The following is a 25,856-nucleotide window of genomic DNA, read 5'->3' on the forward strand; positions in this document are numbered from 1 at the left end:
GGGGTGGCGCGATGACCGGCAATCTTGCGCCATTCCTGGATCCGGCCTCTGTCGCGGCCTACGCCGGTGAAACCCCGAAAAAGGTGCCGGGCCTGTCGGACCTTCACCGGATGACGGAACTTCTGCTCGCCGAACGGGCGCCTGGGGCCGCTCATATGCTCGTGGTTGGCGCGGGAGGCGGGCTCGAGGTTCGCGCCATGGCACAGGCGCGGCCGGGCTGGCGGTTCACAGGCGTCGATCCATCGCCCGCCATGCTGGATCTTGCGCGGCGGATCGTTGCGCCTCACGCCGACAGGGTCGAGCTGATTGCCGGAACGGTCGATCAGGCGCCACTTGGTCCCTTCGACGGCGCGACGTGTCTTCTTACGCTGCACTTTCTCGACGGGGGCGAAAGGGTGCGGACGCTTCGGGAAATCCGGCGTCGTCTGAAGCCGGGCCGCGCACTCGTGGTCGCACATCACACGGCGCCCGATGGCGATCCGGAGCGCTGGCTTGCCCGTTCGGCCGCGTTCGCAGACCACGCGGGCTCTGATCCTGCGAAGGCGGCGGGGTCTGCAAAGGCGATGGCCGCGCGCCTGCCGCTCCTAAGCCCCGCCGAAGAAGGGGCGATGTTGCGTGAGGCCGGTTTCGAGGAGCCGGCGCTGTTTTACGCCGCGTTCTCGTTTCGCGGCTGGGTGGCGACAGCTGGTCAATCCTGACCGCGTCCATCGATTTCTCATGAGGAACGGGATTGCCGATGAAGCTCTACAATTTCGCGTTCGGGCCCTATCCGCAGAGGCTCAACATCTATCTGGCCGAGAAGGAGCCGGTGGGCATCGAGCAGATCATCTTCGATGAGCCGGACCGGACGGCCGATGTCCCGCCTGCGTCGGTCAAAGCGCTCGCGCCAAACGGCTCGATGCCGATGCTCCAGGACGAGGACGGCACGGTGGTCGGCCAGTCGCTCGCGATCCTGGAGTACATCGAGGACAAGAGGCCGGACCCCGATATGCGCGGGAGCACGGCTGCCGCGCGGGCACGCACCCGCCAGTTCGTTCATGTGTTCGATGAGGCGCTGACGTTTTTTGGGCTCTGGGCGCGCCATGGTAGCCGCCTTGGTCATGGAGTGGTGCGCACGAGCCAGGCGGTCGCCGAGGTCTGCGCCAGCAGGTATGCGGGACAACTCCGCCTAATCGAACGCATGATGATGGCGGACGACGCGTTCATCGCCGGCGATCGCGTGACAATTGCGGATTGCGTCGCGATGGCGACCTTGCAGTACGCCGCGGACTTCTATGCCGTGCCGCTCCTGCCGGGCTGCCCGAAGCTCGAGGGCTGGTTCGAGCGTTTCTCGTTACGCCCGAGCGCCGCGCGGCCCAAGTATCCGGAAGACAAGCGTGCCAGGGCGTTGGGCCTCATGGAGCAGACCGGCGTTGTCTTCTAGCCGGGAGGTCAGCGCCCGCGTATTGAAGCGGAAGCCCAAGGGAATGCGCGTACGGTCGAGCGTGCTCATGTTGAACATTGGCGTTGGTCTTGCCGAAAAACTCATCGGAACACAGTTTCCGGAATGGGCGGGCCTTTCCATTGTGCCGGTCGCCGCCAGCGGCTGGGACAACCAGAGTTTTCGCCTCGGCGATGATTTTCTCATTCGTCTACCGCGTTCGGAAGCCTATGCGGGTCAAGTCGACAAGGAGCATCGGTGGTTGCCGGTGCTCGCTCCGCACTTGCCCGTGGCAATCCCGGTGCCCGTGGCGCAAGGCCACCCGAGCGTGGACTATCCGTTCAAATGGTCCGTCTATCGTTGGCTCACGGGAGAGGACGCCGGGCACGCGACCATCACGGACCGCGACGCGTTCGTGCGTCGGTTGGCGCGCTTTCTGCGAGCCTTGCAGGAGGTCGATGCGACCGGCGCGCCGCGTCCCGGCCGTGAGAACTTCCATCGTGGTGGCTCGCTCGGCGTCTATGAACCGGAGTTTTATGCGGCGGTCGCGCGCCTCGGTTCCTCGTGGGACCGGTCTGCGCTGATCGCCATGTGGGAGCGAGGTGTGGCGGCGAGATGGACGGGCTCGCCAGTGTGGGTGCATGGCGATATCTCGCCCGGCAATCTCTTGGTGTGCGACGGCGCGCTGTGCGCCGTGATCGATTTCGGGCAGCTTGCTGCGGGTGATCCCGCCTGCGACTTTGCAATTGCCTGGACGTTTTTTAGTACGGAGGAGCGTGAGGTCTTCCGGCAAGTCGTGCAGGCTGATGAGGGTACGTGGGCGCGCGCTCGATGCTGGGCGATGTGGAAGGCATCGTTGCTCGCCGCCGGATTGGCGTCGAGCAACGCGGTTGAGCTTGCCTCGGTCTGGGCGACGCTGCGCGGCCTCTTGGAAGAGCCGTGACGGCCGACAACCAATCCGATGCCGCTCACTCCTCCACTTGCGCGCTCGTCATGCGCTCATTTGGGACCGGCATTCAACGATAGCAATCCTTGCTCGATGAGCGATTTGCCCGTGGCGATGATGGCTTCGCGCGCCGGGATCAGCGGCCGGCCGATGAGCGAAGTCGCGCTCGCCGTCTCCATGACGCGGCGGTAGCCGAGTTCGGTGCTGATGTTCCGCATGTCCTTGTTGAACGGCGCGAACAGCCGGATCAGCCATGCCGGAACATGGCGTGTCGGCACCTTGGCGCCCGGGAAATTGCGCGCCAGAAGGTCCGCGATCTCGCTGAAATGCAGCGTGCTTTCGCAGAACGGAAACCGTTTGCCGCCCGCGCCCGGCTTGATCATCGCCTGGAGGTGCGCTTCCGCGATGTCGCGAACATCGACGATCGGGCTCTCGATTGGCGGCATCGCGGGAATGGACCCGTTGAGCAGCCCGAGGATGAGCGCCGCCGTCGTGCCCGGATCCTTGTCGAGCACCGGCCCCATGATGCCGGCCGGGTTGATGGTCACGAGATCGTCTGTGCGGCTCGCTTCAGCCATCAGCTCCCAGGCGCGGCGCTCTGCCAGCGTCTTCGATTCCGGATAGGCCGCGACGTAGACGGGTCCGTTGAGCTGGGTCCAGTCGGCGGCGGAAAAGGGCGTCGTGCGCGATTTAGGGTAGCCGTAGGCAATCGCCGCCATCGAGGATGTCAGCACGATCCTCTTGACGCCAGAGCCGAGCGCCGCGCGGATCGCTCGTTCCGTGCCTCCGACGGCGGGGCGGATGAGCTCCATCTTGTCGGTTGGAGTCTGGAGGTTGAAAGGCGACGCGACGTGCTGGACATACGTGACGTCCGCCATCTCCTCGCGCCATCCGGCGTCGTTCTCCAGGTCGAGGGTCGCGAACTCCAGGCGATTGATATCGGCGCCATGAGCGGCCATGGTCTTGCGGACCTGATCGGCCTTGTCCGGTTTGCGTACGCTTCCCCTGACGGTGTAGCCATTCTGCAGGAGCTTCAGGGCGACATGCCCGCCAAGGAAACCGGAAATGCCAGTGACGAGGACGCGATCGCTCATTTTTGGCCTCTTGGATCTGCCATTTAACGAAATATAGCATTGTCGTTCAATTCGTTCAACTTGGTGCTATGGAAAAAGTCGATCGCAGCTCGGCCAAGCGGCTCCGAAGCCTGGAGGCGGCACGCTTTCTCATCCTGCGCGACGGTTTGCGCGCGACGACGATGGAGGCCATCGCGCGCGAGGCCGGCATCGCGAAACCGACGCTTTATGCGCAATTTCCCGACAAGACCGCCGTGTTCGCCGCCCTCGTCGACCTCACGTTGACGGAGGTTTTGGAAGCGGCCGATGCGGGTTTCGCGACGCAAGGCGCGGTGTACGAGCGCATCGGAGAGGCGCTGGCGCGGCAGTATCTGGCGATCTCGGCCATTCTCAGCGGGTCGCCGCACGCGGACGAGCTGATGGAAGAGCCGAGGCGGACTGATCTGCAGCTCAAGGAGCGGCATTTCAGGATCGAAGCCAGGATCGTCGAGGAGTTGCGCGCCGCCGGAGTCGAGGACGCGTCCTATCTTGCGCGCGTGCTGATCGCGGCTGCCCACGGCATCTCCATCAAGATCCGGGAGCCGGACGTGATGTCGTCCGCGATCAAGCTCGCGACGCGCCGGCTGGTGGAGCCGGAACTGACCTGATAGCGATTGCGGGCGCGGCGGGAGGCTTGACCTTTCCGCTGTGGCGGTGCTCGAAATTCGTCTCCGACGCGCGCCCGTGCTGCGCGATTTGCGGGTTCTCTTCTGCCGCTAAAATTCATCGTCAACGGCTTTGGCTGCCGTGCTCGCATGCCTAGCGTGGGATGGTTGGTCTTGCGGATGCGTGGTGGCTGGCGCAAGTCTTGGCCGTTCTGCCTCTGTCCGGCTCTTTTATGCTTCCGATTGAAGCCAGGTATTCAATGAGAATCCTTCTGGTCGAGGATGAGCCCCTTCTGGGCGAAGCTGTTGCGACCCATCTCAAAAAACTGCACGCGGTCGATTGGCTGCAGACGCTTGAGGCGGCGTCGGGGGCGATGCAGGCGATCACCTACGATCTGATGCTCCTGGATCTCAATCTTCCGGATGGCGGCGGGCTCGATCTTCTGCGGTCGTTGCGGAAATCGGGCCAACGCATTCCGGTGATCGTCATCACCGCGCGCGATCAGATCCGCGACCGCATCGAGGGCCTCAACTCCGGGGCCGACGACTATGTTCTGAAACCGTTCGATCTCGACGAGCTGACTGCGCGCATTCACTCGTTGCAGCGGCGCGCCGACGCCATGCCCAATCCCCGCTTCATGATTGGGAACATTGAGGTCGATCTCGCCGCGCGCACGGTCTGGCGCGAGGCGCAGGAAATCCGTCTCACGGCGCGCGAGTACGCCGTGCTGGAGTATTTTGCGCGCCGGCTCGGGGCCATCGTATCGAAGACGAAGCTCGAGGAGGCCCTGTACGAGTTCGGCGCGGAGATTGAAAGCAACACCGTCGAGGTCTATGTCAGCCGCCTGCGCAAGAAGCTGGGCAGCAGCGCCATTCGCACTGTCCGCGGGCTCGGCTACAGGATGGACCCCTAGCGATGCACCCCTGGTCAATCAAGCGCCGCCTCAGCCGAGCGCTCATCGGATTCGTGACGTTGTTCTGGATCGCGGGTGTCGTGGTGGCGGCCTTTGCCGTTCGCCTGGAAATCATCGAGGTTTTCGACGGCGCGCTGCGCGCCACGGGGAGCGAGTTGGTTCCGGTCGCGCTCGAGGAGTATCGGCGCAAGGTTTCTGGGCAAGCCGATCTTCGGCCGTCCGAGGCGCGCTCGTTCGCCTTCAGCGCCAGCCGCAGCCACGTCCACTATCTGCTGCGCGACGGGGCAGGCACGGTGGTGTTCGCCTCCAGGGGAGCACCCGACAAGCCGCCATCGATTCCACTCAAGAAGGGCTTCTACGACTACGGCGACTATCGGTACTATACGCATTTCCTGAAAGACGAAGGTGTCTGGTTCGTCGTCGCCCACGAACTGCAGGAGCGCCGGGAGGCGGCGGTCGGGATGTGGGTCGGCCTTGCCTCTCCGCTGATCGCGCTTCTGCCGATCGCCGTATTTGCGGTGTGGCGAACCGTTGACCGCACCACAACGCCGATCTCGCGCGTTTCCGATGAACTCGAAGCGCGCAGTGGAAGCGATCTCAACCCTATCGACCCTGCCGGCCTTCCGACCGAACTCACTCCCGTCATCGACTCCGTCAACAAGCTGATGACGCGGCTCAAGGCGGCCATCGAGTCCGAACGTGCGTTTGCGGCCAATGCCGCTCACGAATTGCGCAATCCCATCGCTGCGGTGCGGGCGCAGATTCAAGTTCTGGCGGCCAATCTCAAAGGGACGTCCGACAGCACACGGGCGGAAGGCCTGGCCTTGCAACTGGCAGGCCTGGGGCGGCGTGTCGAGAAGATGCTGCAGATGGCGCGCGCCGAGGCCGGTCTTGGCCATTCCCGGGAGCTCACGGATCTCGCGGCGATCGCCGCGCTGGTGGTCGACGACTTCCGCCAGCAGTCGAATGTCGGAGCCCGGTTGAGGTTCGACGCGGATGACGATCAAGCCTGCTGGGTCGCGATGGATCAGGACGCCGTTGCGATCGTCTTCCGCAATGTGATCGAGAATGCGGTTCATCATGGCCGCGACGGAGAGCCAATTGAAGTTCATGTTGGCCGCGACCGCACCGTTCGTGTCGTCAATGCGGGCGATGCGCTGCCGCAGGCCGAACTCGGTAAACTCATGGCCCGCTTCCACAGAGGCGATGCCCGCCAGGCTTCCGGCAGCGGGCTCGGCCTCACGATCGTGGACATGATCATGCGCCAAGCCGGAGGCAGGCTTGTTCTTGCGTCGCCCGCCCAAGGCCGCGCGGACGGCTTCGAAGCCGTCATTGAGTTTCCTCGCGCCGTTTGATCTGAGCGCCCCAGACCCGCTTTCAGGTGATTGTCAGGTTCATGCCGGACAGTTCTCCGCCCCGCGTGCGTCCGGCGCGAAGGGCGCGGGGCGGCATGTTCAGTCAACACCATGAAATTCGAAGACAATCCAGAGACACCCGCCGACAAGCTCGGCAGTCGCATCCGGTCGCGGATGGCCGGCCTTCCGCCGTCTTTGGTGCGCGTTCTCGAGTTCATCGATGCCAACAGGCTGGACGCGCTCACCAAGTCCGCCGTCGAGATTGGCACGATGATCGGCACTTCGGATGCGAGTGTCATTCGCGCGGTGAAGGCGCCTGGGTTCGCGGGTTTCAAGGAGCTCAAGCAGGAGCTGGCCGCCACGTTCGGCCATGGCCAATCGGCCGCCGACAACATGGCGAGGACGTTCTCGGGCATCGGCGACCAGCACGATGGCGCAATCGATCGCGCGCTCGATGATCATGGTGCGGCGTTCGAGGCGCTCACCTCGCCCGAGACGCGCGAGCAAATGTCGACGGCGGTGAAGCTGCTCGCATCGGCGCGCCGGGTCGGCGTTTTCGGGCTCGGGCCCTCGTCCTACCTCGCGCGATACTTTGCTCTTCATCTGACGCGGAGCGGGCGCGTCGCGCATGTGTTCGACGGCAGCGGATCGCCACTGGCAGATCAATTGCTCAGCATGCAGGACGTGGATGTCGTTGTGATGCTGGCCTACGGCCAGCCCTACAAGGAAGCGATGGCCTGCATTACCGAAGCGCGCCGGCTCCGCAAACGCATCCTTCTTGTGACCGATTTCGCGGAGAAGGGGCTCGCGTCGCACGCGACCACGGTCGTGAACGTGCATCGAGGAACGGCCGGCCGTGTGGCCCTGCACGGGGCGACGTTCGTCTGCCTCGAAGCCATGACGCTGGCGCTTGCCCATCGCAACAAAGACCGCGCGATCACGACCCTTGAACGCTTGAACGAGTTACGGAAATCCGTCGGAAAAGCGCCGTAAGTCGCGTCGTCCAGCGCGCCGTTGCGATCCTGCACCGGCGGGGCTTTGTCGAGGTTTTCGCGGATTGGGGTTTATTTACTACTACAGTACGCAATCCAAGTCTGACCCCACGTGAGTAAGCCAGCCACCGACGCGCAATCTCGTCCACTAGCCAGCCAACTTGCGAACCAAAAGGCCGCGCCGCGACGACTGCATTCGTCGCGGCGCGATCTCTCACTGGGGCTCACACTTGGGGGACTGTCATATGCGTGACGTCAAAAGCCGCGGCGCTCGTTCCGCGGCACTTTTTATCAGTACGATGCTATCGGGGAGCGTGGGGGTTGGGTCAGGCGCGTTTGCGCAGGAAGCTGCGACGCCCGCCGAGCTGCCACCTCTCGAGGTGACGGCGCAGGCGAAGAAGAAGGCCGCTGCGGCGAAGAAGAAAACCGCAACGTCTCCCGTTCCGCAGGCGCCGGTGGCTGCCGCGGCCGCGCCTGAGCCGGTGGAGAAAGGTGCCTCCACAGACGCGGACGGGGGACTCTCCTCCGGCGGTGTCGATGGCTATCTTGCAACGCGGACATCGAGTGGCACGAAGACAGACACGCCGCTGATAGATGTTCCGCAGGCCATCACGGTCATCACGCAGGAACGCGCGAAGGATCAGCACGCCGTCGACGTCAACAAGGCTCTTCAGTACGTGCCGGGTGTGCTCGTTGCCCAAGGTGAAGGCAACCGAGACCAGATCGTCATTCGTGGCCAGAACACGACGGCGGACTTCTTCATCGATGGCGTTCGCGACGACGTGCAGTATTTCCGCGATCTCTACAACGCCGATCGGCTTGAGGTTCTCAAGGGCCCCAACGCCATGATCTTCGGTCGCGGCGGCGGTGGCGGTGTCGTCAATCGCGTATCCAAGAAGGCCGGCGAGGACGTCCGCGAAGGCACGGCGTGGATCGGATCGTTCGATCACTATCGTGCGACCGCCGATGTCGGCGCGCGCGTCAGCAACGATTTCGCGGTGCGCTTGAATGGCGTCTTCGAGGACTCGGGCAGCTACCGTGATGGCGTCGATCTCGAGCGTTACGGCATCAATCCGACCGCGTTCTTCCGGCTGACCGATCATACGCGCGTGTGGCTGAGCTATGAGTATTTCCACGACGACCGCACGGCCGATCGCGGAATTTCCTCCGTCGCAGTTCCGGGAAGCACGGAACGGCGCCCTTATCCCGGTACGATTAAGGCGTTCTTCGGTGACCCCAACAAGAGCGTCTCGGATTTCGACGGCCACACCACCACGGCCACGATCGAGCACAAGTTCAGCGAGGACCTGAAGGTTCGTAACCACACGTCATACGGAAACTTCGACAAGTTCTACGACAACGTCTTCGCCGCAACGGGCGTGTCGGCGGGCGGGCTGTATTCGGCCGGCGTGTACGACAACCTCACGACGCGCTCGACATTGGTGAACCAGACCGACGTGACCTACGAGTTCGACGGCGGCTGGTATGGCCACACCCTGGTGGTGGGAACGGAGTTTTCGCGCCAGGACACGGAAAATACGCGCAAGACGGGCGCCAACGTCGTTGGCATCCCGGCGTCGAATCCGACCTTTACATTGCCATCCAACTATCCCATCCCGGTCACGGGGCGGAATGAGACGGAGCTGTCGACAGCGTCCGTCTATGTTCAGGATCAGTTCGACATCACCAAGTACTTCCAGGTGATCGGCGGCATACGCTTCGACCGCTTCGACATCGACGCGACGAACCTATTCAATGGCAACCAGTTCGGCCGCGTTGATGACATGTGGTCACCGCGCGTCGGTGTCGTCGTCAAGCCAATCGAAAACCTGTCGTTTTACGCGAGCTACTCCAAATCGTTCCTGCCCTATTCGGGAGAGCGGTTCGGATCGCTCGACGGGACGGCTGCGGATCTCGAGCCCGAGACGTTCATCAATCATGAGATCGGCGTCAAATGGGAAATCGCGCCCCGCCTGATGCTGTCAGCGGCTTTGTATCGCCTCGATCGCGAGAACACCCGCGCGGTGAACCCCGTCAACGTTGCTCTGCCGCCCGTTCAGATCGGCAGTAGCCGTACCGAAGGCGGCGAGATCGAGATGGCGGGCTACATTACCGATCAATGGGAAATCGCCGGCGGCTATGCGCGGACGTTCGGGGAGATCACCGGGGCCCAGGGAACCACCGTGGGCAACACCGTGCCTGTCGGCCGGTCGCTCGCCAACATTCCAGAGGACATGTTCACCCTTTGGAACAAGTACCGGTTCACCCCGATGTTCGCCGCCGGTATCGGCGTCGTGCACCGGTCTGAGATCTTCGCCTCGACGAGCAACACGACCGTGCTGCCCGAGTTCACGCGGGTGGATGGTGCGCTGTACTTCAATCTCACCGAAAATCTCGATGCCCAGCTCAACGTCGAGAACCTGTTCGATGAGACGTATTACGCAAGCGCGCACTCGGATCACAACATTACGCCCGGCTCGCCGCGCGCCTTCTATTTCGGCGTGACGAGCAGGTTCTAGGTCAGGGGGCATGGCGGCGGAGACGCCGCCATGCCCATTCGGTTCGTGTCGTTGCCAAGGACAAAACACCATGTTTGTTGTGTCCCGTGCATTCGTGGCGCTCAGGATCTTGAACTATGTCGCCATGTGTCCCGATGGGATCGCCAAGAAGGGCGCGATCGCGAAGGGCATAGCCGCGCCTGAGCCGTACACCGGAAAGATCGTCCACGAGCTTCTCATGGCGGGGTTCATCACGAGCGTCCGCGGGCGGCAGGGCGGATACGCGCTCGCCCAGCCTGCATCGTCAATACGCGTCGGCGACGTCGTGCAGTTCGTGGAAGACACGCGAAGCTGGAGAACGCGGACGGATCCGGTCGACACGTGCATGCGCGATGCGTTGAAGGATGCGCGAGACAAGTTCTTCCAGGTCCTCAACGAACATTCGATCGCTGATCTAGGGATGCTGAACCAAAGCGCGACGGCAGGCGCGTATGTCGGAGGTTTGGCCGAGGATTTCGATGCGCGGGCCGGCGACCCTAGTTCGGACAGACGGGCGGCCTATGATGCGCGGGGGATCAGGAGCGCGCCTCAATAATGGGTTTTGAGGATGCGCCCGACCCTTGAGTAAAGTGGTCGTGGGCCGCAGTCGCGGAAAATCTGGATGCCGAGATGTCTTTGATCTGCTCATCAAGATCGGGGTCGCGAAGGCGGAGTGGATCGCGCTTCTTGCGAGGACAAGCGAGGAAGGCCGCGGCGGCTCGGAAGGTTGAGGCCAAGCGCAATCTAAACAAGAAGCCCGTCGGCAAGACGTCTGCACGGCGACCACCTGGCCAAAGCTGAACGGCGGGCAATCTTCGAGCTCACATTGATTTAGCGGGGCGGCGACGAACCCGTCACGTTTGCCTCTCGACGTGCGGAGCGATCCAGCTCTTGTCGAGGGCTTCGGGCTTCGGAAGATAGAGCCGCATGACGGCATAGAACGGTGCGGACGGCGCCGGGAGCCAATTGCTTTCCAGCTCTTTGCCTGGACTCTCGTGCTGGAGATAGAGAAGGATTTCGCCGCGCTCGTTCGCCTTCAACCCAGGCAGCATGGCGGAATTTATGAGGTATCGGTCGAGCGGGTTGTCCACCAGAAGCTGCGAAGCCGTGTCGTACATCGTCAGCGACCAAAATGCGTCGACAGGCGGCAACTGGGCCTTCGAAGCGAAACTCAGCACGTAGCGATGCTTGCTGCCATCCAGCGTCTCGCGCTGCTCGTCCCGATTGAAGGTCAGATAGAGCGCTTCTTCGACCGAGTTGCCGTAGATGCCACCCATTGCGGCCGCGGCGCGCGTCAAATAGCGGCCCTTCATAAACTCTGGGGTGCCGAAGATCGTCGACGAGTCACCGAGGTTCTTGACCTCCGAGAAGATCGCTTTCAGCTCCGGCTGCACCATGGTGCGCATTTCATCGGCCAGCTCGGCTGACATAGCTTTGTCTGGCCATGCGCTGCCGGCGGTGAGTCCAACGCGTTCGAAGCCGCCTCGCAATTCCGTTTCCCAGGGCAAGGGCGGGGCGAACTTCAGCAGGAACGAGGCAAGCGGCCAGAAGTCCGTTGCAAGCTTTGCATCGTTTATTACTGGCCAATCGAGCGCGGGGGCGGCTTGAGGCGGCGGATTTCCCGTGTAGGCCGACAGTGGCTGGGCTTTGTAGCCGGCCTGGATCTCCGCGATGCGATTGATGTCAGCAGGGTCGAAGAGCTGTGTCCGCACAATCCCTACGGCCAGCGTCGTCGGCATCACAACAACGCGGCGGATGCCCGCGGGTGCCGTGCCGCGCCAGTCAGGTCCGGCAACCAGAAAATCGCCTCCGCCGTTACCGTCCAGACGCGTGCCGACATAGTCCACATTGTGGGTGTAGAGGTCGACGAGCTGGAGCGAATAATATCGGCCCGCCTCGATCTCCGGCATGGAGATCACGACGGGTTCAGCCCGCAGGTCGAAGACAATGAAGGAATACGGCGTGTCAGAATTCGGCGTAATGACCGCCGTGTCTTTCGGAGTGTAGACGCGGGCCGCGCTATTGAGGGTGTTGAACGGACCCTTGTACTGGCTTCCACCCGGATCAAGGGCATACTGAAATATGGTGAGGTAGTTCTTCACGAGAGGATAGGCGTATTCGAATGCCTGGCGCACCAAGTCGGATTGACCGGGCTCGGCTTGCGCTCGTATTGACCACGGCGTCAGCAAAGCCGCCGCGCACATTTTGAGGCAGCTACGACGGTTCACTTGATCTCCTCCAGGTCAGGGAATGTCCAACTGTCATTCTGGATTTCGGCTTGGGGACGATACAGGCGGACCATCCAGCTCCAGCCGTTGGGTGTCGGAAGGCAGTTCGAAATCTTGCCGTCGCAGCCGCCGAATTGCACGGTTGTGGTGCCGCTCGCATCCGGCTTGGCCGTCAGATTGTTGAGCGTGTAGGCGTTGTAGCTGTTGGGCGTGTAGTAGCCCTTGGAATCATAGACCGAGATCGACCAGAACCCGTTGACGGGGACCTTTCCCACCTTGAGCCGGTAGACGGTTTTTCCATCATTCTTGGGAGCGACCCGATTGAGATAGAGGGCTTCCGTTTCCGGATTGCCGCCCCAGGCCATTGCCGAACCAATCAAATGACGAACAGGGTCTACCTCTCCCTTCCTGCCGAACATCCCGCGCGTGTTTGGAAGGAGGTCGCCGAGGGTATTGAGAGCGTTGCGCGTGGTGGTCTGGGTTTTGGGGTCCCATTGGGGCAGCTCGAAACTGCCGGCTGAGGCTTGTTCGACACTGATTGCGTCTTGGATCGCATGCACCTTTGCCATGTCGGCGGGATCTTCCGGGTTCGCCAGAATCCGGAAAGCTGCGAGGACATAGCGTGTGCCGATCTCGTCGCGCTTCAATGTGATCGCGCCGGGTTTGTCGTAAACGCCATGGGTGTAGTGATCTTCATCGATCACCTGCAGAGAGATGAATCGCGCACCCGCGTCGGGGAGGGAGATCGTCACTGGCCCGGCGTCAAGATCGAAGACCGCCGATGAATAGAGCGTATCGCGGTTCAGCCGAATAACGGTCTGCTTATCGAGCGGCGCCATCTCTCGCGTGTGGTTGAACTTTCCGAATCCACCGAGCCCGACGACGCCCGCGAGGTAGCGATCGCTCTCTGCTCGCACGAAATTGTCGGTGCTCACCGGAATCGGCTCAGCGAGAGCGTGAGTGGGTGCCAGTGCGAGGGCCAAGAGGAACGCGGAGCGCGAGAGTGCAGTCACGATGGGTACTCCTGCTAAGGTCGTGATCATCGCTTCGTCTTCGGCTTTCCGAAGAGTAGAAGGCCGCGGTGCTCGACCTGCGAGACGGTCGAAGCACTATTGTTCAGAGTGAACGCGGACCGAAGCCATCCTTGAGCCTGCGCAGGATTTTCTCCCCGCACTTCGATCAGTCCGCGCCGCATGGCAACGTCGATGGGGATGCGGTTGGCGAGCAATTCGGTGACAATTGCTTCACTCGTTATGATCTCGGCATCGCCTGCTTCCGCGCCCGGTGTGTGCAAGGAAACCGTGACGCGCCCGTCGGCGACATGGAAGCGGGCCCAGAGATTTGAATCAATGAACAGGACGGAAATCGGCGGCGTTGCAGCCTGCTCCCGTGCAGAGGCAGCGAGCCGTGCGTGGAGGCTCTGCAGGTGGCCAACGGCACGCCAGTAGCCTGCGGAGCCCGGCACGATCGGGTTCAGCACGGAGGCGGGCGTGATGCCCTCATCTACGGCGTCTCTGATGGCGAAGGCCACGTGGATCGAGCGAGGGTGGAGCGCGGCGAGACGATTTCCCGACAGTCCATCGAAGCCGCAGCCATACGCGTAGGCGGGCGCGAACAGCAGAGCGGCCAGACTAAGGGCTCTGATGGACGCCTTTCGCGAGATGGTGATGTTGAAGTTCACGCCGCACCACAACAAAAATTGGGGGGACGGAGCTCGATGCTCCGCCGCTATCGATCAAGGAGTGACAATCGGGAAGCTGGGGTCGAACTTGTCGAACAGGCCGAAGAACTCGGCAAACGCGCCGCGCGTGCCTTCGACCTTGATGTCGCCCGACTGAATTTTCTGCTCGATGGTCGCTGCACCAAGCTGCACATCGTCGAGTGCCGCTTTTGTCAGATGCGCTGTCGCGTCTGGCTTGTCCGACTGTTGCTCGGTGTAGTTCAGCACGGAATTCGCGACGGTTACGGTGTACTTCTTGTCGATGTCCGTGAAGTTGATGTTGAGCGTCAGGTTCGTTCCCTCGGCTTTTTCAGCGTTCAAGAGAACGGCCAGATAGTCGAACAGCATTTCCGGCGCCATGGCCCGTATCACGTCGGGACTGGCGCTGCTGCCCATGGCGGAGAGATCCGGCGCGCCGTTGCGAAGTTCGTAGGCGGCCTGCAGGTAGACCGATCGCCATGGCGCGGATTCTGCCTGGTAGCCCATCTGTTCGAGCGCCTTGGCCAACAACCGCTTCGCGTCGCTGTTCGACGGGTCTGCGAACACCACATGCTTCACGGCTGTGGCGACCCACCGGTACTCGCCCTTGTCGAAATCCGTTTGCGCTTTGGCCAGGATCGCCGCGGCACCGCCCATGTAGTCGACGTACTTCTTCGCCGCATCGACCGGCGGAAGCGCATCCAGATTTACCGGATTTCCGTCGTACCATCCCATGTAGCGCTGATACACGGCACGCGCGTTGTGTTTCAGCGTTCCGTAGTATCCACGGGCTGGCCAGAAACCTTCGAGGCTCTTCGGCAAGGAAATCAACTCTGCGATCTCCTCGCCCGTGTAGCCCTTGTTCATCAGGTTGACGGACCGATCGTGGATGAATTTGTAGACGTCGCGCTGCTTGTGCAGGTGCTCGACGACGTCGGCATTTCCCCACTTGGGCCAATGATGCGACTGGAATTTCACGTCGATCTTGTCGCCGTAAAGATCGATCGTCTCGTTGATGTACTTTGCCCACTCGAGCGCGTCACGGACCTGCGCCCCGCGCAGCGTCAGGATGTTGTGCATGGTGGCGGTGGTGTTTTCCGCCATCCACATCGCGCGCCACTTCGGGAAGTACGTGTTCATTTCCGCCGGGGCTTCTGTGCCAGGCGTGAGCTGGAACTCCATCTCGACGCCGTCGACAGTCAGCTTCTCGCCCGTGCGCGATATGGTCTTCGTCGGAGCGATAAGGGTCGCTGTTCCGATCGGCGTCGTCAGTCCGAGGCCCGCGCCGACGCTGCCTTCGGCGTTGCGCGGCAGCAGTGCGCCATACATGTAGCTGGCGCGGCGGCTCATGGCGTTGCCGGCGATGACACCCTCGCTGACTGCATGCTCCATGAAGCCCGCAGGTGCGATGATGCTTACCTTGCCGGACGCGACGTCCGCTTCGCTGACCAGTCCCTTGACGCCGGCGTAGTGATCGAGGTGGGAGTGGCTATAGATGACGGCGACGATGGGGCGGGGACCGAATTGCTCGGTGAGCAGCTGGTAGGCAGCCTTCGACGTCTCGATAGCCGTGCCGACATCGTAGGCGATCCACCCGCTATCGCCCCGGATGAATGTGATGTTGGCGAGATCGTAGCCTCGCACCTGGTAGATGCCGTCGACGACCTCGAAGAGTCCGTACTGAACGTTCAGCTGCGCATTCCGCCACAAGCTCGGATTGACGCTGGCGGGGGCGGGAGCATCCTGCTTGATGAAGCTCTTGTAGCTTTCCAGGTCCCAAACGATGTTGCCTTTTGCTCCGAGGATCGTGAGCGTGTCCGGCTTGCGGAGGAACCCGCGCGCAGCGTCTTCAAACTCTCTGCGATCACCGAAAGGCAGTTTGCTCAGAACGGCTGCATTCTGAGCTTCGGTCACGGAGGTGGGTGGCTCTGCGGATGCGGTGGGAGGAAGCGCATAAAAAATTGCAGCAGTTAGACCTGCTACGGCAGCCTTGCTGTAGATGCGACGCATACGTCCTCGCAATACTTCAAAACATTCTCTGTGGTCTCGCCCCTAGCGTCATCTCACCGTCCTCGAACAATGGACGATGGGCAAGTTGTGGGCTGGACCTAGCTGTCAATTGGGTAAAAATCTGTGCTGGACTGCGGCAAGGAAATTTTCCTCCGAGTTTTGTTTCGTCGAGGTGGCTGTGGATCAAGTTATTGATTTTTCGTGATTATATGAAACATCTCTCAGCGTCGTCCTGACCAACGCTCGTGAGAAGAGAGGGTGTGCAACGTTGACGGCACGTCGCCGCCTCGCTCGTTTCTGCAGTGTACGTCATGTGAAGGCGCGAACGCGACGTGCGTGCCTGCTGACGTAGCGCGAGACCTCGGGGCGTCGAGGCGAGATCCCGCGCGGTCTGCTTCGTCTTGCGCGCGCTTTGCTGCGCATCTCTGAGCGCCAAACACTCGTTGTGGCGAAACGGCATCTGCGAAGTTTGCGAACCCCGGTCGCTGTCCTTCGACGTTGACTCCTGGAGCTTCACTAGCGCTCTTACGCCTCCTTTCACGAATTCGAGGGCTTCGAATTGTTCGAGGGCGGGCGAGATTGAACGAGGCGTTATGCTTGAGGCTTTGCACGTCACGAGGGACTTCGGCGACAATCGCGCGCTCGATGACGTGACCCTGACGGTCGAGCCGCGAGGTGAGCCGCGAATTGCATGAGATAGAAGCGATGCCTCCCCATCAAAGGAAGCGGCAAAAAAATTCGGTTCACCCCACAACTGGACGGTTTGAAAGAACGGTCTCGATCTCAGCGAGGATTGCGGGATCGTCGATGGTTGGCGGCACCTGGTATTCAATGCCGTCGGCAATCTTCTTCATCGTGCCGCGCAAGACTTTACCGGACCGTGTCTTGGGCAAGCGGGCCACTACGCGCACGGTTTTGAACGCTGCCACCGGCCCGATGCGCTCGCGCACGAGCGCGACGATTTCACGTTCGATGTCGGCGTGCTCCCGCGTGACGCCGGCCTTGAGCACAACGAAGCCCATGGGCAATTCGCCCTTGAGAGCGTCCGCTGCGCCGATCACCGCGCATTCGGCGACGTCCTTGTGCGACGCGAGAACTTCCTCCATGGCACCCGTCGACAAGCGATGCCCGGCGACATTGATGATGTCGTCGGTGCGCCCCATGATGAACAGGTAGCCGTCCTCGTTGCGAAAGCCCGCGTCGGCGGTTTTATAGAAACCCGGAAATTCGTCGGTGTAGCTTGGGCCGAACCGCTCGTCCGCGTTCCAGAGCGCCGGCAGGCAACCCGGCGGCAAAGGCAGCTTCACAACAATGTTGCCGAGCGTCCGTTGCGGTACGGGATGACCTTCGTCACTGAGAATATGAATGTCGTAGCCCGGCATGGGGACGGTGGACGAACCCGGCTTTACGGGTAATGCGCCAAGGCCAATCGGATTTCCGGTGATGGCCCAGCCCGTTTCCGTCTGCCACCAGTGGTCGATCACAGGAATGCCAAGCGCGTGCTCGGCCCACGTCACCGTGTCGGGATCGGCGCGCTCGCCGGCGAGGAACAGCGTGCGGAGATGCGATAGATCGTAGTTCGAGATCAGGCTCCCGGTCGGATCTTCCTTCTTGATTGCGCGCAGTGCGGTCGGGGCAGTGAAAAACGACGCAACTTTGTATTCGGAAAGAACGCGCCAGAACGCTCCCGCATCCGGTGTACCGACCGGCTTGCCCTCGTAGATGATCGTCGTGTTTCCGTGGAGAAGGGGACCGTAGATGATGTACGAGTGGCCGACCACCCAGCCGACATCGGAGGCGGACCAGAACACCTCGCCCGGCTCTACGCCGTAGAGGTTCTTCATCGTCCACATCAGCGCGACCATGTAGCCGCCGGTGTCGCGCACTACGCCTTTGGGCTGCCCCGTGCTGCCCGATGTGTACAGGATATAGAGCGGATCCGTTGCCGCGACGGGCACGCAGGCCGCCTTTGCCCCCTGCGCCCGCATGTCGTCCACCAGCGCGCTCCAGTCGAGATCGCGGCCGTCGATCAAGGCGGCCCGTTCCATCGGCCGCTGCAGGATGATGCAATGCTCCGGCTTGTGCGCCGCCATCGCGATCGCTGAATCGAGCAACGGCTTGTACTTGATGATGGCCTTGGGCTCGACGCCGCACGAGGCGGAAACGATGACCTTCGGTTTCGCATCGTTGAGCCGCACGGCGAGCTCGTTGGCGGCGAAGCCTCCGAACACGACCGAATGGATGGCGCCTAGCCGCGCTGTGGCAAGCATCGCGATCGCCACCTCCGGCACCATCGGCATGTAGATGACGACGCGGTCACCCTTGCTGACGCCGAGGCTCGCAAGCCCCGCGGCGAAGATCTCGACCTCGTCCAGCAGCTCGGCATAGGTCAACGCGCGCTTGGTGCCCGTGACGGGACTGTCGTAGATGATTGCCGGTTGCTGCCCACGGCCTGCCGCAACGTGGCGATCCAGGCAATTGTGGGCGGCGTTGCACGTCGCGCCGGCAAACCACCGCCCGTAGGCGCCCTGCGACGCATCGAAAACGCGATCGGCGGGTTTGAACCAGTCGACGGCTTTCGCTGCCTCGGCCCAGAACGCCTCGGGATTGCTCTGCCAGCTCTTGTAGACGTCCGGGTATCTGCTCATGCGCGCGACTTTCAAAAAAAGGAGCCCCGAAACCGCAGACGGCTCCGGGGCTCAAGGGCTCACGAAAACGCGTCAGATGCTGTCTATCGCCTCGGCCGATTCCGGCAGCGTCTGGCCGCCATCGACGACGATTGTCTGGCCGGTGATGTAGCTGGCTTCCTTCGATGCCAGGAACAACGCGGCATATCCGATATCCTCGACGTTGCCGAGCCGCTTCAGAGGAATAGCCTTTGCCATGCCGTCGAGATAGCTCTGACCCAGGTCTTGCAGGCCTTCGGTGATGATGTTGCCAGGCAGCACGGCGTTGATCGTCGTTTTATAGCGTGCCAGCTCCATCGCGGCCGTCCGCATGAAGCCGAGCTGACCGGCTTTCGTTGCGCCGTAGTGCGACCAGCCTGGGTAGCCGGTGACCGGACCTGTGATCGATGACGTCACGACCACGCGCCCGCTTCCTGCCGCCTCAAACGCCGGAATGCACGCCTTGACGCACAGGAACGTGCTCTTGAGGTTGCTGTGCATCACCTGGTCCCAGTCGTCGGGCGACAGGTCCACGATCTTCTTCTGCGGGAACGCGCCTGCATTGGCGCAGAGCACGTCGATCTTGCCGAACGACTGTAGCGTCTTCGTCACTAGCCCCTGCACGCTGCCCCAATCCGAAACGTCCGTTTCGTGCGCGATGGCCGTTCCCCCGGCCACGCGGATCTCGTGCGCGGTCGCTTCGGCAGCATCCATGCCGCGCGCCGCGATCACGACCTTCGCGCCCTGCCTGGCGAATACCCGGGCGATGCCTTTTCCGATTCCCTTCGACCCGCCCGTCACAATGACGCTCTGGCCTGCGATTGACGTCAGCATATGAGAGATCTCCCCGTCAGTTCGTGGTGTTGCGCTTGAAGCGAGTGGTCAGCATCGACACGGCGAAGGCGACGACGACGAGCACGATCGAAGCCGCCACCGACAGCATGCCGACAGTTGGAACCAGAGGCGAGTAGCCGGAGACCATTTTCGCGTAGAGCCATTCCGGCAGCGTCAAGTCTGCTCCGGTCGTGAACAGCGACAACGGAAAATTGCCCCAGCTGAGCAGGAAGGAGAACAACCCCGCCGAGATGACGCCCGGCATTAGCAGCGGGATCGTCACCTCGCGCAGCGTTTGCCAGGTCGAGCAGCCCATGTCGCGCGCGGCCTCTTCCAGTGCCGGATCGAAGCTGTAAGCACGGATAGCGATGATCAGCGTGGCGATCGGCGCGATCCATACCAGATGCGCAATGATTGCCGTGTGCCAGGTCGGCGTAATGCCAACGGCGTTGAACCACATGAGCAGCGCCAGCCCGAGCACCGATTGCGGAAAGAAAATCGGAAGCAGGATGAGCTTCTGATAGAGTCTGCGAAACCGCCAATGATAGCGCGCAAACGCCAGCGCGCCGAAGAAGCCCAGTACCATCGAGATGATTGTCACGATGGTTGCCACCTGCAGCGAGATCCACAGGAGATCTGAGACCGTGTCACTCTCGAGCGCCTGCCCATACCATTGCGTGGTGTACTGGCGGATCGGGAATGAGAGATAGCGCGCCTGCGAGACCGACGCGAAGCCGACCGAGATCAGGGGCAAATAGAGAAACGCCAGGATCAGAATGCCATAGGCATAAAGCCCAATGCGACCGCCCTTGGAGGGGTTCATCAGCGCCTCCTCCCCATGATGGCATCGAGATCGATCCGCGATACGCCGAAGATGGCGAGTGTGCCCACGACGCCGATCAGCGTCACGGCGAGCGCCGATCCCAAGGGCCAGTTCTGTCCGTAGGTGAACGCACGCTCGATCTCGTCCGAGATGACGATCACTGCGCGCCCGCCGAGCAGCTTGGATTCCGCGATGGCACCGGCCGTGAGCACGAACGTGATCAGGCAACCGACCATGATCCCGGGAGCTGCAAGCGGCAACTCCACTTCGCGGAAAATCTGCCACCGATTGGCGCCGAGATCGAAAGCGGCCTGCCGAGCGTCATCAGGCACCATCGAGATACCCTGGGCGAGGGGAAACAGCATGAACGGCAGGTAGACGTAGACCAGACCGAAAATGATCACCGGCACATTGTACAGCAAGCCGTCGAAGCTCTGCCCGGTCCAGGTGCGCCAGTAGCCTTCGATGAGGCCGCCTTTCATCAACGTCAGCACCCAGCCGAAGAGGCGGATGTTCTCCGATACGAAAAGCGTCATCACCACACCGATTGTGAGCACCAGCGTGAAGCGACCGAAAACCTTGGCCATAGCGAATGCGAGCGGCCAGCAGATCACGAACAGGATGAGCGTCGCCGCAAGCGCCATGGCCAGCGAAACCAGCAGCGACTCCCAATAGCCTTCCTTCACCATGATGGCGTAGGAGGAGAAGTCGGGCAGGTTCGCGAGCGAGAACACCTTCTGCGGCATCATCGAGAACGCGGCCACCACGATCAGCGGCGCCAGAAATCCAGCCGCGAGAAAAAGTACGACCGGGAGTGCGCTCAGAGCACCGAGACGCTGGTTGATGCGCTCCACGCTAGGCCTCCTGGATCAGATGCGCCCGATCGAGATCGAAGCCAATCCGCGTTCGCGCGCCGGGCTCCCAGGACACGCGGTTCTCGCGCGAGAGTTCGACCGTCACTTTGTAACCGCTGGCAAGACGAACGAGATACTGCATGCGGGAACCGAGCAGATATTCGGACTCGATCACGCCGTCCGCCGTCGCGTCCGCGACCTCTCCGGCAGCCAACAGCCGCACGCTTTCCGGGCGCGCCATCAGGTATCCCTTGAACTCCGGCGACAAGCCGCGCGCCTTCGCGACGGCCGGATCAATCGAAACGTCCTCAAACGCGATCGAGGCGGCACCGTCTCGGGTGTGGAAGAGATTGACCTCACCCATGAACTCCGCGACGAAGCGGCTCTTGGGCTTGGCGTAGATTTCCTCGGCCGGTCCGATCTGCTCGAAGCCGCCGGACTTCATGATCGCGATCCGGTCGGACATCACCATCGCCTCCTCGAGGCTGTGGGTAATGTAGATGAACGTCTTTCCCGTCCGCTGATGCAGGTCTTTGAGCTCTTTCTCCAGCATCTTGCGCAGTCGGAAGTCGAGTGCCGACAACGGCTCGTCGAAGAACAGGATTTCGGGATCGAACGCGAGGGCGCGTGCCAGCGCCACGCGCTGCCGTTCTCCGCCCGAGCACTGCTGGATGCGCTTGTCGTAGTAATGCTGCGGCAGGCGCACCACGTCGAGAAGCTCCAGAGCGCGAGCCCGCCGCTGCGCGGCATCGACGCCGCGGATCTTCAGCGGAAACTCGATGTTTTCGCCGACCGAGCGATGCGGAAACAGCGCCAGCGACTGAAACACCATGCACGTGGGCCGCCGGTTTGCGGGCACGTCGTCGATGCGCCGATCCTTGAGCCAGATCTCGCCGCTGGTCGGCTCTTCCATGCCGACCAGGAGACGGATCAGCGTGGTCTTGCCGCTGCCCGAGGGGCCGACGATGGCCAGAAACTCGCCGTCATCGACAGTAAGATTGACGGAGTCCAGTGCCGTAAATTCGTCGAACGTCTTTTTGAGATCGACAATCCTGAGAATGGGCTGCGTCTGCGTCATGGCTCTCGGTACGGGCGGGGCGCCGGAATGAGAAACGCCCGCCTTCTCATCGAGAAGGCGGGCCGGGGTCACGAGGTTCATCGACGCTTCGCCGCCGTGTAGATCTTGAGCAAATCGTCGTAGTTGGGAACAACCGAGAAATCGACGGAGCGTTTCAGTTCTTCTCCGAGACTATCCCACTGGATCGCATCGAGCTCTGCCGTATTCCAGAGCTTGAAGGTCTCCGGATCGCCCATCTGGCTGACCGGATTGTAAGTGCCCTCGGCGAAGCTGACCGCTTTGGCAATTTCGCCCTTCTGCACGAATTCGAGGAAATCTTCGGCGCGCGGACTGCCGTCCGGATTGTTGACCACCGACGTGAGCTCGATCCAGACACAGCCGCCTTTGCCGTCCACCGGGCCACTCTTCGGCGTGATGGCGCGAATGTTGTTCGCGCCGTCGAAGCGTGCCGGGCTGGCCGTGTAGGTGCCGCCCGTGAAGTAGGCGTCGATTTCGCCGTTGATCAGCGCGGTGTTCATAGCGACGAGGTCGTCGCTCAGCATCTTGGCGCCTTCGAATACAGCCTTCGTTGTGTCGGTGAACTTTTTGACACCGGCGTCATCGACCGCTTTGAACGGGTCGATGCCGGCCGTCATGCAGAGGTGAATGACGTTCCAGTTGTCGTAGGTGAGGACGCCGTAGCGGCCCTTCATCTTCGGATCGAGGAACAGCGACCAGCCCTGGTCTTCGGCGGTTTCGCGACTGATCTTGTCGGTGTTGACGACGAAGCTGAAAGGACCGTAGCGCTGCGGCATGCCGATGAGCTCGCCGCTCTCGGCGAACGCCAGCGGATAGGGCGCCGAGAATTCGGGCGACATCTTCGCGAAGTAAGGAAGAAAGCGCTCTTTGTTGAGCGGCTTGATAAGATTTTCCGGAAACAGCTGCTGGCGGGCCCACGGCTGGTTGACGTTGATGAGATCCCAGACCTTCAGTTCGCCCGCGCGAAGCTTGTTGATCATGTCGGGATCGGACGTGCCGCTTTCGGCGCGCGTGGTGACGCCAGGGAAAGCTTTTCGGAAGGGACCGAGCACGTTGTCGGTGTTGTAGCCCTCCCAGCAGAGGATGTTCATTTCCTTGTCGCGAGCGGCGAAGGCTTTGCCCGCTGGTCCGAGCGCCGCCAAACCTGCGGCTGCGCCAACGCATTTTGCGAACTGACGACGATTGAGGTGCATACACTTCTCCCTGGGTCGAAGTACCCGGTGTTTCCCCTAGATGTCGGTGGACCTGTTTTTTGGGTCCGTTTTTACCCGCCGCGTGCATTTCGCATCTCGCCGGATTGCAGCTAGGTTCAGCGAGAATTGTTGCAAAACGCAAGCGGAATGTTGCAGGTCGCAGAAATTTTCCGTATGTCGGTTGCTGACGGAAGCGATAGGACACGCCGATGGCAGGGCTCTACGGGGACAAATTTGTCGAGGAACTGCGTCAGGGGCTGACAGGGCTCGTCAACCGCTGGGGACTGCCTGCCTCCTGCACGGTGCAAACCCTCAATGTTTCGGAGAATGCCACCTTCAAGGCGGTCGATCCCGATACCGGCAGGCAGATCATTCTGCGCGTCCACCGCCCGGGCTACCATCGGCCGGACGAGATCCAGTCCGAGCTGGACTGGATCCTCGATCTTCGCTGGCACGGCGTTGTTGCAACCCCCAAGCCCTTGCCGATCGACGACGGCAGCTACATCGGCAGCATGTTCGCCGCCGGCGACGTGCGCAAAGTCGTGGCTTTCGAATTCATGACCGGCGTCGAGCCTGAGCAGAACGCCGGAATTGTTGCGGGCTTCCGCGAGTTGGGTGCGATCAGCGCGCGTCTGCATCGTCACGCACGCACCTGGCAGCGGCCGGACTCGTTCCGTCGCAAGGCGTGGACCTACGAGACAATGCTTGGCGGGGCTCCGTTGTGGGGCGACTGGCGGGACGCGCTCGGCCTCACGTCCGACGGCAAGGCCATCCTCGAACGGGCGAGCCTCGAATTGCAGAAGTTTCTCGCGGCCTATGGCGAGGGGCCCGAGCGCTTCGGCTTGATCCATGCCGACTTGCGGCTCGCCAACCTGTTGGTCGATGGCGGTCGCCTGGGCGTGATCGATTTCGACGACTGTGGGTTTAGCTGGTTCGTCTACGATTTCGCGTCGGCGGTGAGCTTCATCGAACACGAACCCATCGTGCCCGAGCTGCAATCGGCTTGGGTCGAGGGTTATCGTACGGTCCAGCAGCTTTCCGAAGACGACGTCGCCGCGATCCCGACATTCGTGTTCCTGCGCCGCTTCCTTCTGACCGCGTGGGTCGCCAGCCACGCCGAAACACCTACCGCTCAAGCGCTCGGCGCACCCTTCACAGCGGGCACCATCGAGCTTGCGGACGCCTTCTTGTCGAAGATTGGGAATTAGGTATTAGCCACCATGGCCACACTCAAAACGCAGGCGGCAGCGCGTCAGATCCTCGATATGAACGCTTTCGATGCCGGCGCGCATGAAGGCAATCTCAATCCGTTGCTGGCGCGCCGCATGGCGAATGCCGGCGCGGCTGCCGTGCTGTTCTATCGCGAACCGATCGAGGTCGTATCCGCCAAGGGTTCGTGGATGACCGCCGCGAACGGCACGCGGTATCTCGATTTCTACAACAACGTCCCGTCAATCGGACACACGCATCCGCGCGTCGTGGCGGCTGTTGCCGATCAGATCGCGCGCCTCAACATCAATACGCGCTACCTCAACAGTGTTGTCGATCTCTACATGGACGCGCTGAAAGCGACGTTTTCGCCCGAGCTGTCCAACGTTGTCTTGTCGTGCAGCGGTAGCGAAGCCAATGATCTCGCCGTGCGCATTGCGGGGGCGACCTCCGGCGGTATCGGTATCATCGTGTCCGAGAATGCCTATCACGGCAACACGTCGATCATCTCCGACATCTCGCCGTCGGGACGCAAGAGCCGCAAGCTGCCCGATCATGTCGTCACGGTTGCTGCGCCGTCGGGGCCTGGCCAGAGCGCATCTGTTGAAGACGCATTCGACGCCGACATGAAGCGGGCCATCGCGGAACTCGAGCGCAGAGGTCACACGGTCTCGGCCTTCGTTTGCGATTCCATTTTTTCGAGTGATGGCGTCTACGCCGATCCGCGCGGCTTCATGCGCAAAGCCATCGACACCCTGCGCAAGGCGGGCGGTCTCTACGTCGCCGACGAAGTGCAACCAGGTTTTGCGCGCACGGGCGATGCCTTCTGGGGCTTCGCGCGCCACGATGTACGGCCTGACATCGTCACCATGGGTAAGCCGATGGGCAATGGGTTCCCAATGGCCGGCCTGGTCACGCGTCCGGAGCTTCTGGAGCGCTTTTGCGAAGATACCGGCTACTTCAGCACCTTTGGCGGCAACCCGGTGGCGGCTGCGGCCGGCATGGCTGTTCTCGACGTCATCCGCGAGGAAAATCTTCAGGAGAACGCGCTGCGCCAGGGCAATTACATCAAAGCGCGCCTTGCCGATCTCGCCTCCAAGGATGAGCGGATCGCGGACGTGCGCGGCGCCGGCCTGTTTCTCGGCATCGAGCTTTGCCGTCCGGGACAGAAGGACCGTCCGGACGCCGAGGTCGCATCGAGCGTCATCAACGGCCTCAAGGATCGGGGCGTGCTGATTGGCGCCGCCGGCCGCTACGGCACCACCTTGAAGGTGCGCCCGCCTCTGTCGTTGTCCGAAGAAGAGGCGGATATCTTCGTCGACCGTCTCGCCGACACGCTCGCCGATCTCAAGCTCTCGTGAGC

The 25,856-nt window shown here is 62.0% G+C and carries 22 protein-coding genes; 11 read left to right on the top strand and 11 right to left on the bottom strand.

Annotated elements, in window-relative coordinates:
- The first annotated feature begins 11 nt into the window (after positions 1-11).
- The 3 genes from K2Y42_RS14275 (at position 12) to K2Y42_RS14285 (ending at position 2,363) form a co-directional block, all read left to right on the top strand.
- A complete protein-coding gene (locus K2Y42_RS14275; RefSeq protein ID WP_291153700.1) occupies positions 12-698 on the top strand; it encodes a class I SAM-dependent methyltransferase in 687 nt (228 codons plus the stop codon).
- 38 nt (positions 699-736) lie between these two features.
- Positions 737-1,423, top strand: a complete 687-nt coding sequence (locus K2Y42_RS14280) for a glutathione S-transferase family protein (protein ID WP_291153701.1) — start codon at positions 737-739, stop codon at positions 1,421-1,423.
- Between the two features lie 67 nt (positions 1,424-1,490).
- On the top strand, positions 1,491-2,363 hold the full coding sequence (locus K2Y42_RS14285; protein WP_291153703.1) for an aminoglycoside phosphotransferase family protein: 873 nt from the start codon (positions 1,491-1,493) through the stop codon (positions 2,361-2,363).
- A 56-nt stretch (positions 2,364-2,419) separates the two neighbouring features.
- Here K2Y42_RS14285 and K2Y42_RS14290 read toward each other — a convergent pair whose 3' ends face one another.
- Positions 2,420-3,460, bottom strand: a complete 1,041-nt coding sequence (locus K2Y42_RS14290; RefSeq protein ID WP_291153704.1) for an aldehyde reductase — start codon at positions 3,458-3,460, stop codon at positions 2,420-2,422.
- 68 nt (positions 3,461-3,528) lie between these two features.
- Here K2Y42_RS14290 and K2Y42_RS14295 point away from each other — a divergent pair, with 68 nt between their 5' ends.
- The 6 genes from K2Y42_RS14295 (at position 3,529) to K2Y42_RS14320 (ending at position 10,437) form a co-directional block, all read left to right on the top strand.
- A complete protein-coding gene (locus tag K2Y42_RS14295) occupies positions 3,529-4,086 on the top strand; it encodes a TetR/AcrR family transcriptional regulator (protein WP_291153706.1) in 558 nt (185 codons plus the stop codon).
- 257 nt (positions 4,087-4,343) lie between these two features.
- Entirely contained in the window at positions 4,344-4,997 is a 654-nt protein-coding gene (locus K2Y42_RS14300) for a response regulator transcription factor (protein WP_291153709.1), read from the top strand.
- A gap of 2 nt (positions 4,998-4,999) precedes the next feature.
- On the top strand, positions 5,000-6,352 hold the full coding sequence (locus K2Y42_RS14305) for a HAMP domain-containing sensor histidine kinase (RefSeq protein WP_291153711.1): 1,353 nt from the start codon (positions 5,000-5,002) through the stop codon (positions 6,350-6,352).
- 111 nt (positions 6,353-6,463) lie between these two features.
- Positions 6,464-7,345, top strand: coding sequence for a MurR/RpiR family transcriptional regulator (locus K2Y42_RS14310; protein ID WP_291153713.1), 882 nt, complete (start codon positions 6,464-6,466; stop codon positions 7,343-7,345).
- 313 nt (positions 7,346-7,658) lie between these two features.
- On the top strand, positions 7,659-9,863 hold the full coding sequence (locus tag K2Y42_RS14315; protein ID WP_291153715.1) for a TonB-dependent siderophore receptor: 2,205 nt from the start codon (positions 7,659-7,661) through the stop codon (positions 9,861-9,863).
- Between the two features lie 70 nt (positions 9,864-9,933).
- A complete protein-coding gene (locus tag K2Y42_RS14320; RefSeq protein WP_291153718.1) occupies positions 9,934-10,437 on the top strand; it encodes an Rrf2 family transcriptional regulator in 504 nt (167 codons plus the stop codon).
- A gap of 298 nt (positions 10,438-10,735) precedes the next feature.
- Here K2Y42_RS14320 and K2Y42_RS14325 read toward each other — a convergent pair whose 3' ends face one another.
- From K2Y42_RS14325 to K2Y42_RS14370, 10 genes are all read right to left on the bottom strand, one after another.
- Positions 10,736-12,109: a DUF1254 domain-containing protein gene (locus K2Y42_RS14325; protein WP_291153719.1), complete on the bottom strand. Its 1,374-nt coding sequence runs from the start codon at positions 12,107-12,109 to the stop codon at positions 10,736-10,738.
- On the bottom strand, positions 12,106-13,122 hold the full coding sequence (locus tag K2Y42_RS14330; protein ID WP_291153722.1) for a DUF1254 domain-containing protein: 1,017 nt from the start codon (positions 13,120-13,122) through the stop codon (positions 12,106-12,108). Before K2Y42_RS14330 ends, K2Y42_RS14325 begins: the two co-directional genes overlap by 4 nt.
- Before the next feature lie 26 nt (positions 13,123-13,148).
- Positions 13,149-13,790 (bottom strand): hypothetical protein, encoded by a 642-nt coding sequence (locus tag K2Y42_RS14335; protein ID WP_291153724.1) that lies wholly within the window; start codon positions 13,788-13,790, stop codon positions 13,149-13,151.
- 54 nt (positions 13,791-13,844) lie between these two features.
- Positions 13,845-15,722, bottom strand: coding sequence for an alkyl sulfatase dimerization domain-containing protein (locus K2Y42_RS14340; protein ID WP_291153727.1), 1,878 nt, complete (start codon positions 15,720-15,722; stop codon positions 13,845-13,847).
- 839 nt (positions 15,723-16,561) lie between these two features.
- On the bottom strand, positions 16,562-18,466 hold the full coding sequence (locus K2Y42_RS14345; RefSeq protein WP_291153730.1) for a propionyl-CoA synthetase: 1,905 nt from the start codon (positions 18,464-18,466) through the stop codon (positions 16,562-16,564).
- A 72-nt stretch (positions 18,467-18,538) separates the two neighbouring features.
- Positions 18,539-19,318, bottom strand: coding sequence for a 3-oxoacyl-ACP reductase FabG (fabG, locus tag K2Y42_RS14350; RefSeq protein WP_291153732.1), 780 nt, complete (start codon positions 19,316-19,318; stop codon positions 18,539-18,541).
- 16 nt (positions 19,319-19,334) lie between these two features.
- The gene (locus K2Y42_RS14355) at positions 19,335-20,141 is read right to left on the bottom strand and encodes an ABC transporter permease (RefSeq protein ID WP_291153735.1); all 807 of its coding nucleotides are present in this window, start codon (positions 20,139-20,141) and stop codon (positions 19,335-19,337) included.
- The gene (locus K2Y42_RS14360) at positions 20,141-20,995 is read right to left on the bottom strand and encodes an ABC transporter permease (RefSeq protein ID WP_291153739.1); all 855 of its coding nucleotides are present in this window, start codon (positions 20,993-20,995) and stop codon (positions 20,141-20,143) included. Before K2Y42_RS14360 ends, K2Y42_RS14355 begins: the two co-directional genes overlap by 1 nt.
- Position 20,996: 1 nt before the next feature.
- Positions 20,997-22,154, bottom strand: coding sequence for an ABC transporter ATP-binding protein (locus tag K2Y42_RS14365; protein ID WP_291153741.1), 1,158 nt, complete (start codon positions 22,152-22,154; stop codon positions 20,997-20,999).
- The gene (locus K2Y42_RS14370; RefSeq protein WP_291153744.1) at positions 22,151-23,284 is read right to left on the bottom strand and encodes a PotD/PotF family extracellular solute-binding protein; all 1,134 of its coding nucleotides are present in this window, start codon (positions 23,282-23,284) and stop codon (positions 22,151-22,153) included. The genes K2Y42_RS14365 and K2Y42_RS14370 overlap by 4 nt, the downstream gene beginning before the upstream one ends.
- Positions 23,285-23,493: 209 nt before the next feature.
- On the opposite strand from K2Y42_RS14370, the gene K2Y42_RS14375 reads away from it, so the two are divergent.
- Both K2Y42_RS14375 and K2Y42_RS14380 read left to right on the top strand, forming a co-directional pair.
- The gene (locus K2Y42_RS14375) at positions 23,494-24,492 is read left to right on the top strand and encodes a phosphotransferase (protein WP_291153746.1); all 999 of its coding nucleotides are present in this window, start codon (positions 23,494-23,496) and stop codon (positions 24,490-24,492) included.
- 12 nt (positions 24,493-24,504) lie between these two features.
- A complete protein-coding gene (locus K2Y42_RS14380) occupies positions 24,505-25,854 on the top strand; it encodes an aspartate aminotransferase family protein (protein WP_291153747.1) in 1,350 nt (449 codons plus the stop codon).
- The last annotated feature ends 2 nt before the right edge of the window (positions 25,855-25,856 follow it).

The organism is Hyphomicrobium sp. (assembly GCF_019744875.1).
Classification (GTDB): domain Bacteria; phylum Pseudomonadota; class Alphaproteobacteria; order Rhizobiales; family Hyphomicrobiaceae; genus Hyphomicrobium_C.

Bases quoted from the DNA above. Each gene is read 5' to 3' on its own strand.
- K2Y42_RS14290 (WP_291153704.1), bottom strand. From the start codon at position 3,460: ATGAGCGATCGCGTCCTCGTCACTGGCATTTCCGGTTTCCTTGGCGGG.
- K2Y42_RS14275 (WP_291153700.1), top strand. From the start codon at position 12: ATGACCGGCAATCTTGCGCCATTCCTGGATCCGGCCTCTGTCGCGGCC.
- K2Y42_RS14285 (WP_291153703.1), top strand. From the start codon at position 1,491: ATGTTGAACATTGGCGTTGGTCTTGCCGAAAAACTCATCGGAACACAG.
- K2Y42_RS14345 (WP_291153730.1), bottom strand. From the start codon at position 18,466: ATGAGCAGATACCCGGACGTCTACAAGAGCTGGCAGAGCAATCCCGAG.
- K2Y42_RS14295 (WP_291153706.1), top strand. From the start codon at position 3,529: ATGGAAAAAGTCGATCGCAGCTCGGCCAAGCGGCTCCGAAGCCTGGAG.
- K2Y42_RS14300 (WP_291153709.1), top strand. From the start codon at position 4,344: ATGAGAATCCTTCTGGTCGAGGATGAGCCCCTTCTGGGCGAAGCTGTT.
- K2Y42_RS14375 (WP_291153746.1), top strand. From the start codon at position 23,494: ATGGCAGGGCTCTACGGGGACAAATTTGTCGAGGAACTGCGTCAGGGG.
- K2Y42_RS14380 (WP_291153747.1), top strand. From the start codon at position 24,505: ATGGCCACACTCAAAACGCAGGCGGCAGCGCGTCAGATCCTCGATATG.
- K2Y42_RS14305 (WP_291153711.1), top strand. From the start codon at position 5,000: ATGCACCCCTGGTCAATCAAGCGCCGCCTCAGCCGAGCGCTCATCGGA.
- K2Y42_RS14310 (WP_291153713.1), top strand. From the start codon at position 6,464: ATGAAATTCGAAGACAATCCAGAGACACCCGCCGACAAGCTCGGCAGT.
- fabG (WP_291153732.1), bottom strand. From the start codon at position 19,318: ATGCTGACGTCAATCGCAGGCCAGAGCGTCATTGTGACGGGCGGGTCG.
- K2Y42_RS14280 (WP_291153701.1), top strand. From the start codon at position 737: ATGAAGCTCTACAATTTCGCGTTCGGGCCCTATCCGCAGAGGCTCAAC.
- K2Y42_RS14370 (WP_291153744.1), bottom strand. From the start codon at position 23,284: ATGCACCTCAATCGTCGTCAGTTCGCAAAATGCGTTGGCGCAGCCGCA.
- K2Y42_RS14355 (WP_291153735.1), bottom strand. From the start codon at position 20,141: ATGAACCCCTCCAAGGGCGGTCGCATTGGGCTTTATGCCTATGGCATT.
- K2Y42_RS14365 (WP_291153741.1), bottom strand. From the start codon at position 22,154: ATGAACCTCGTGACCCCGGCCCGCCTTCTCGATGAGAAGGCGGGCGTT.
- K2Y42_RS14320 (WP_291153718.1), top strand. From the start codon at position 9,934: ATGTTTGTTGTGTCCCGTGCATTCGTGGCGCTCAGGATCTTGAACTAT.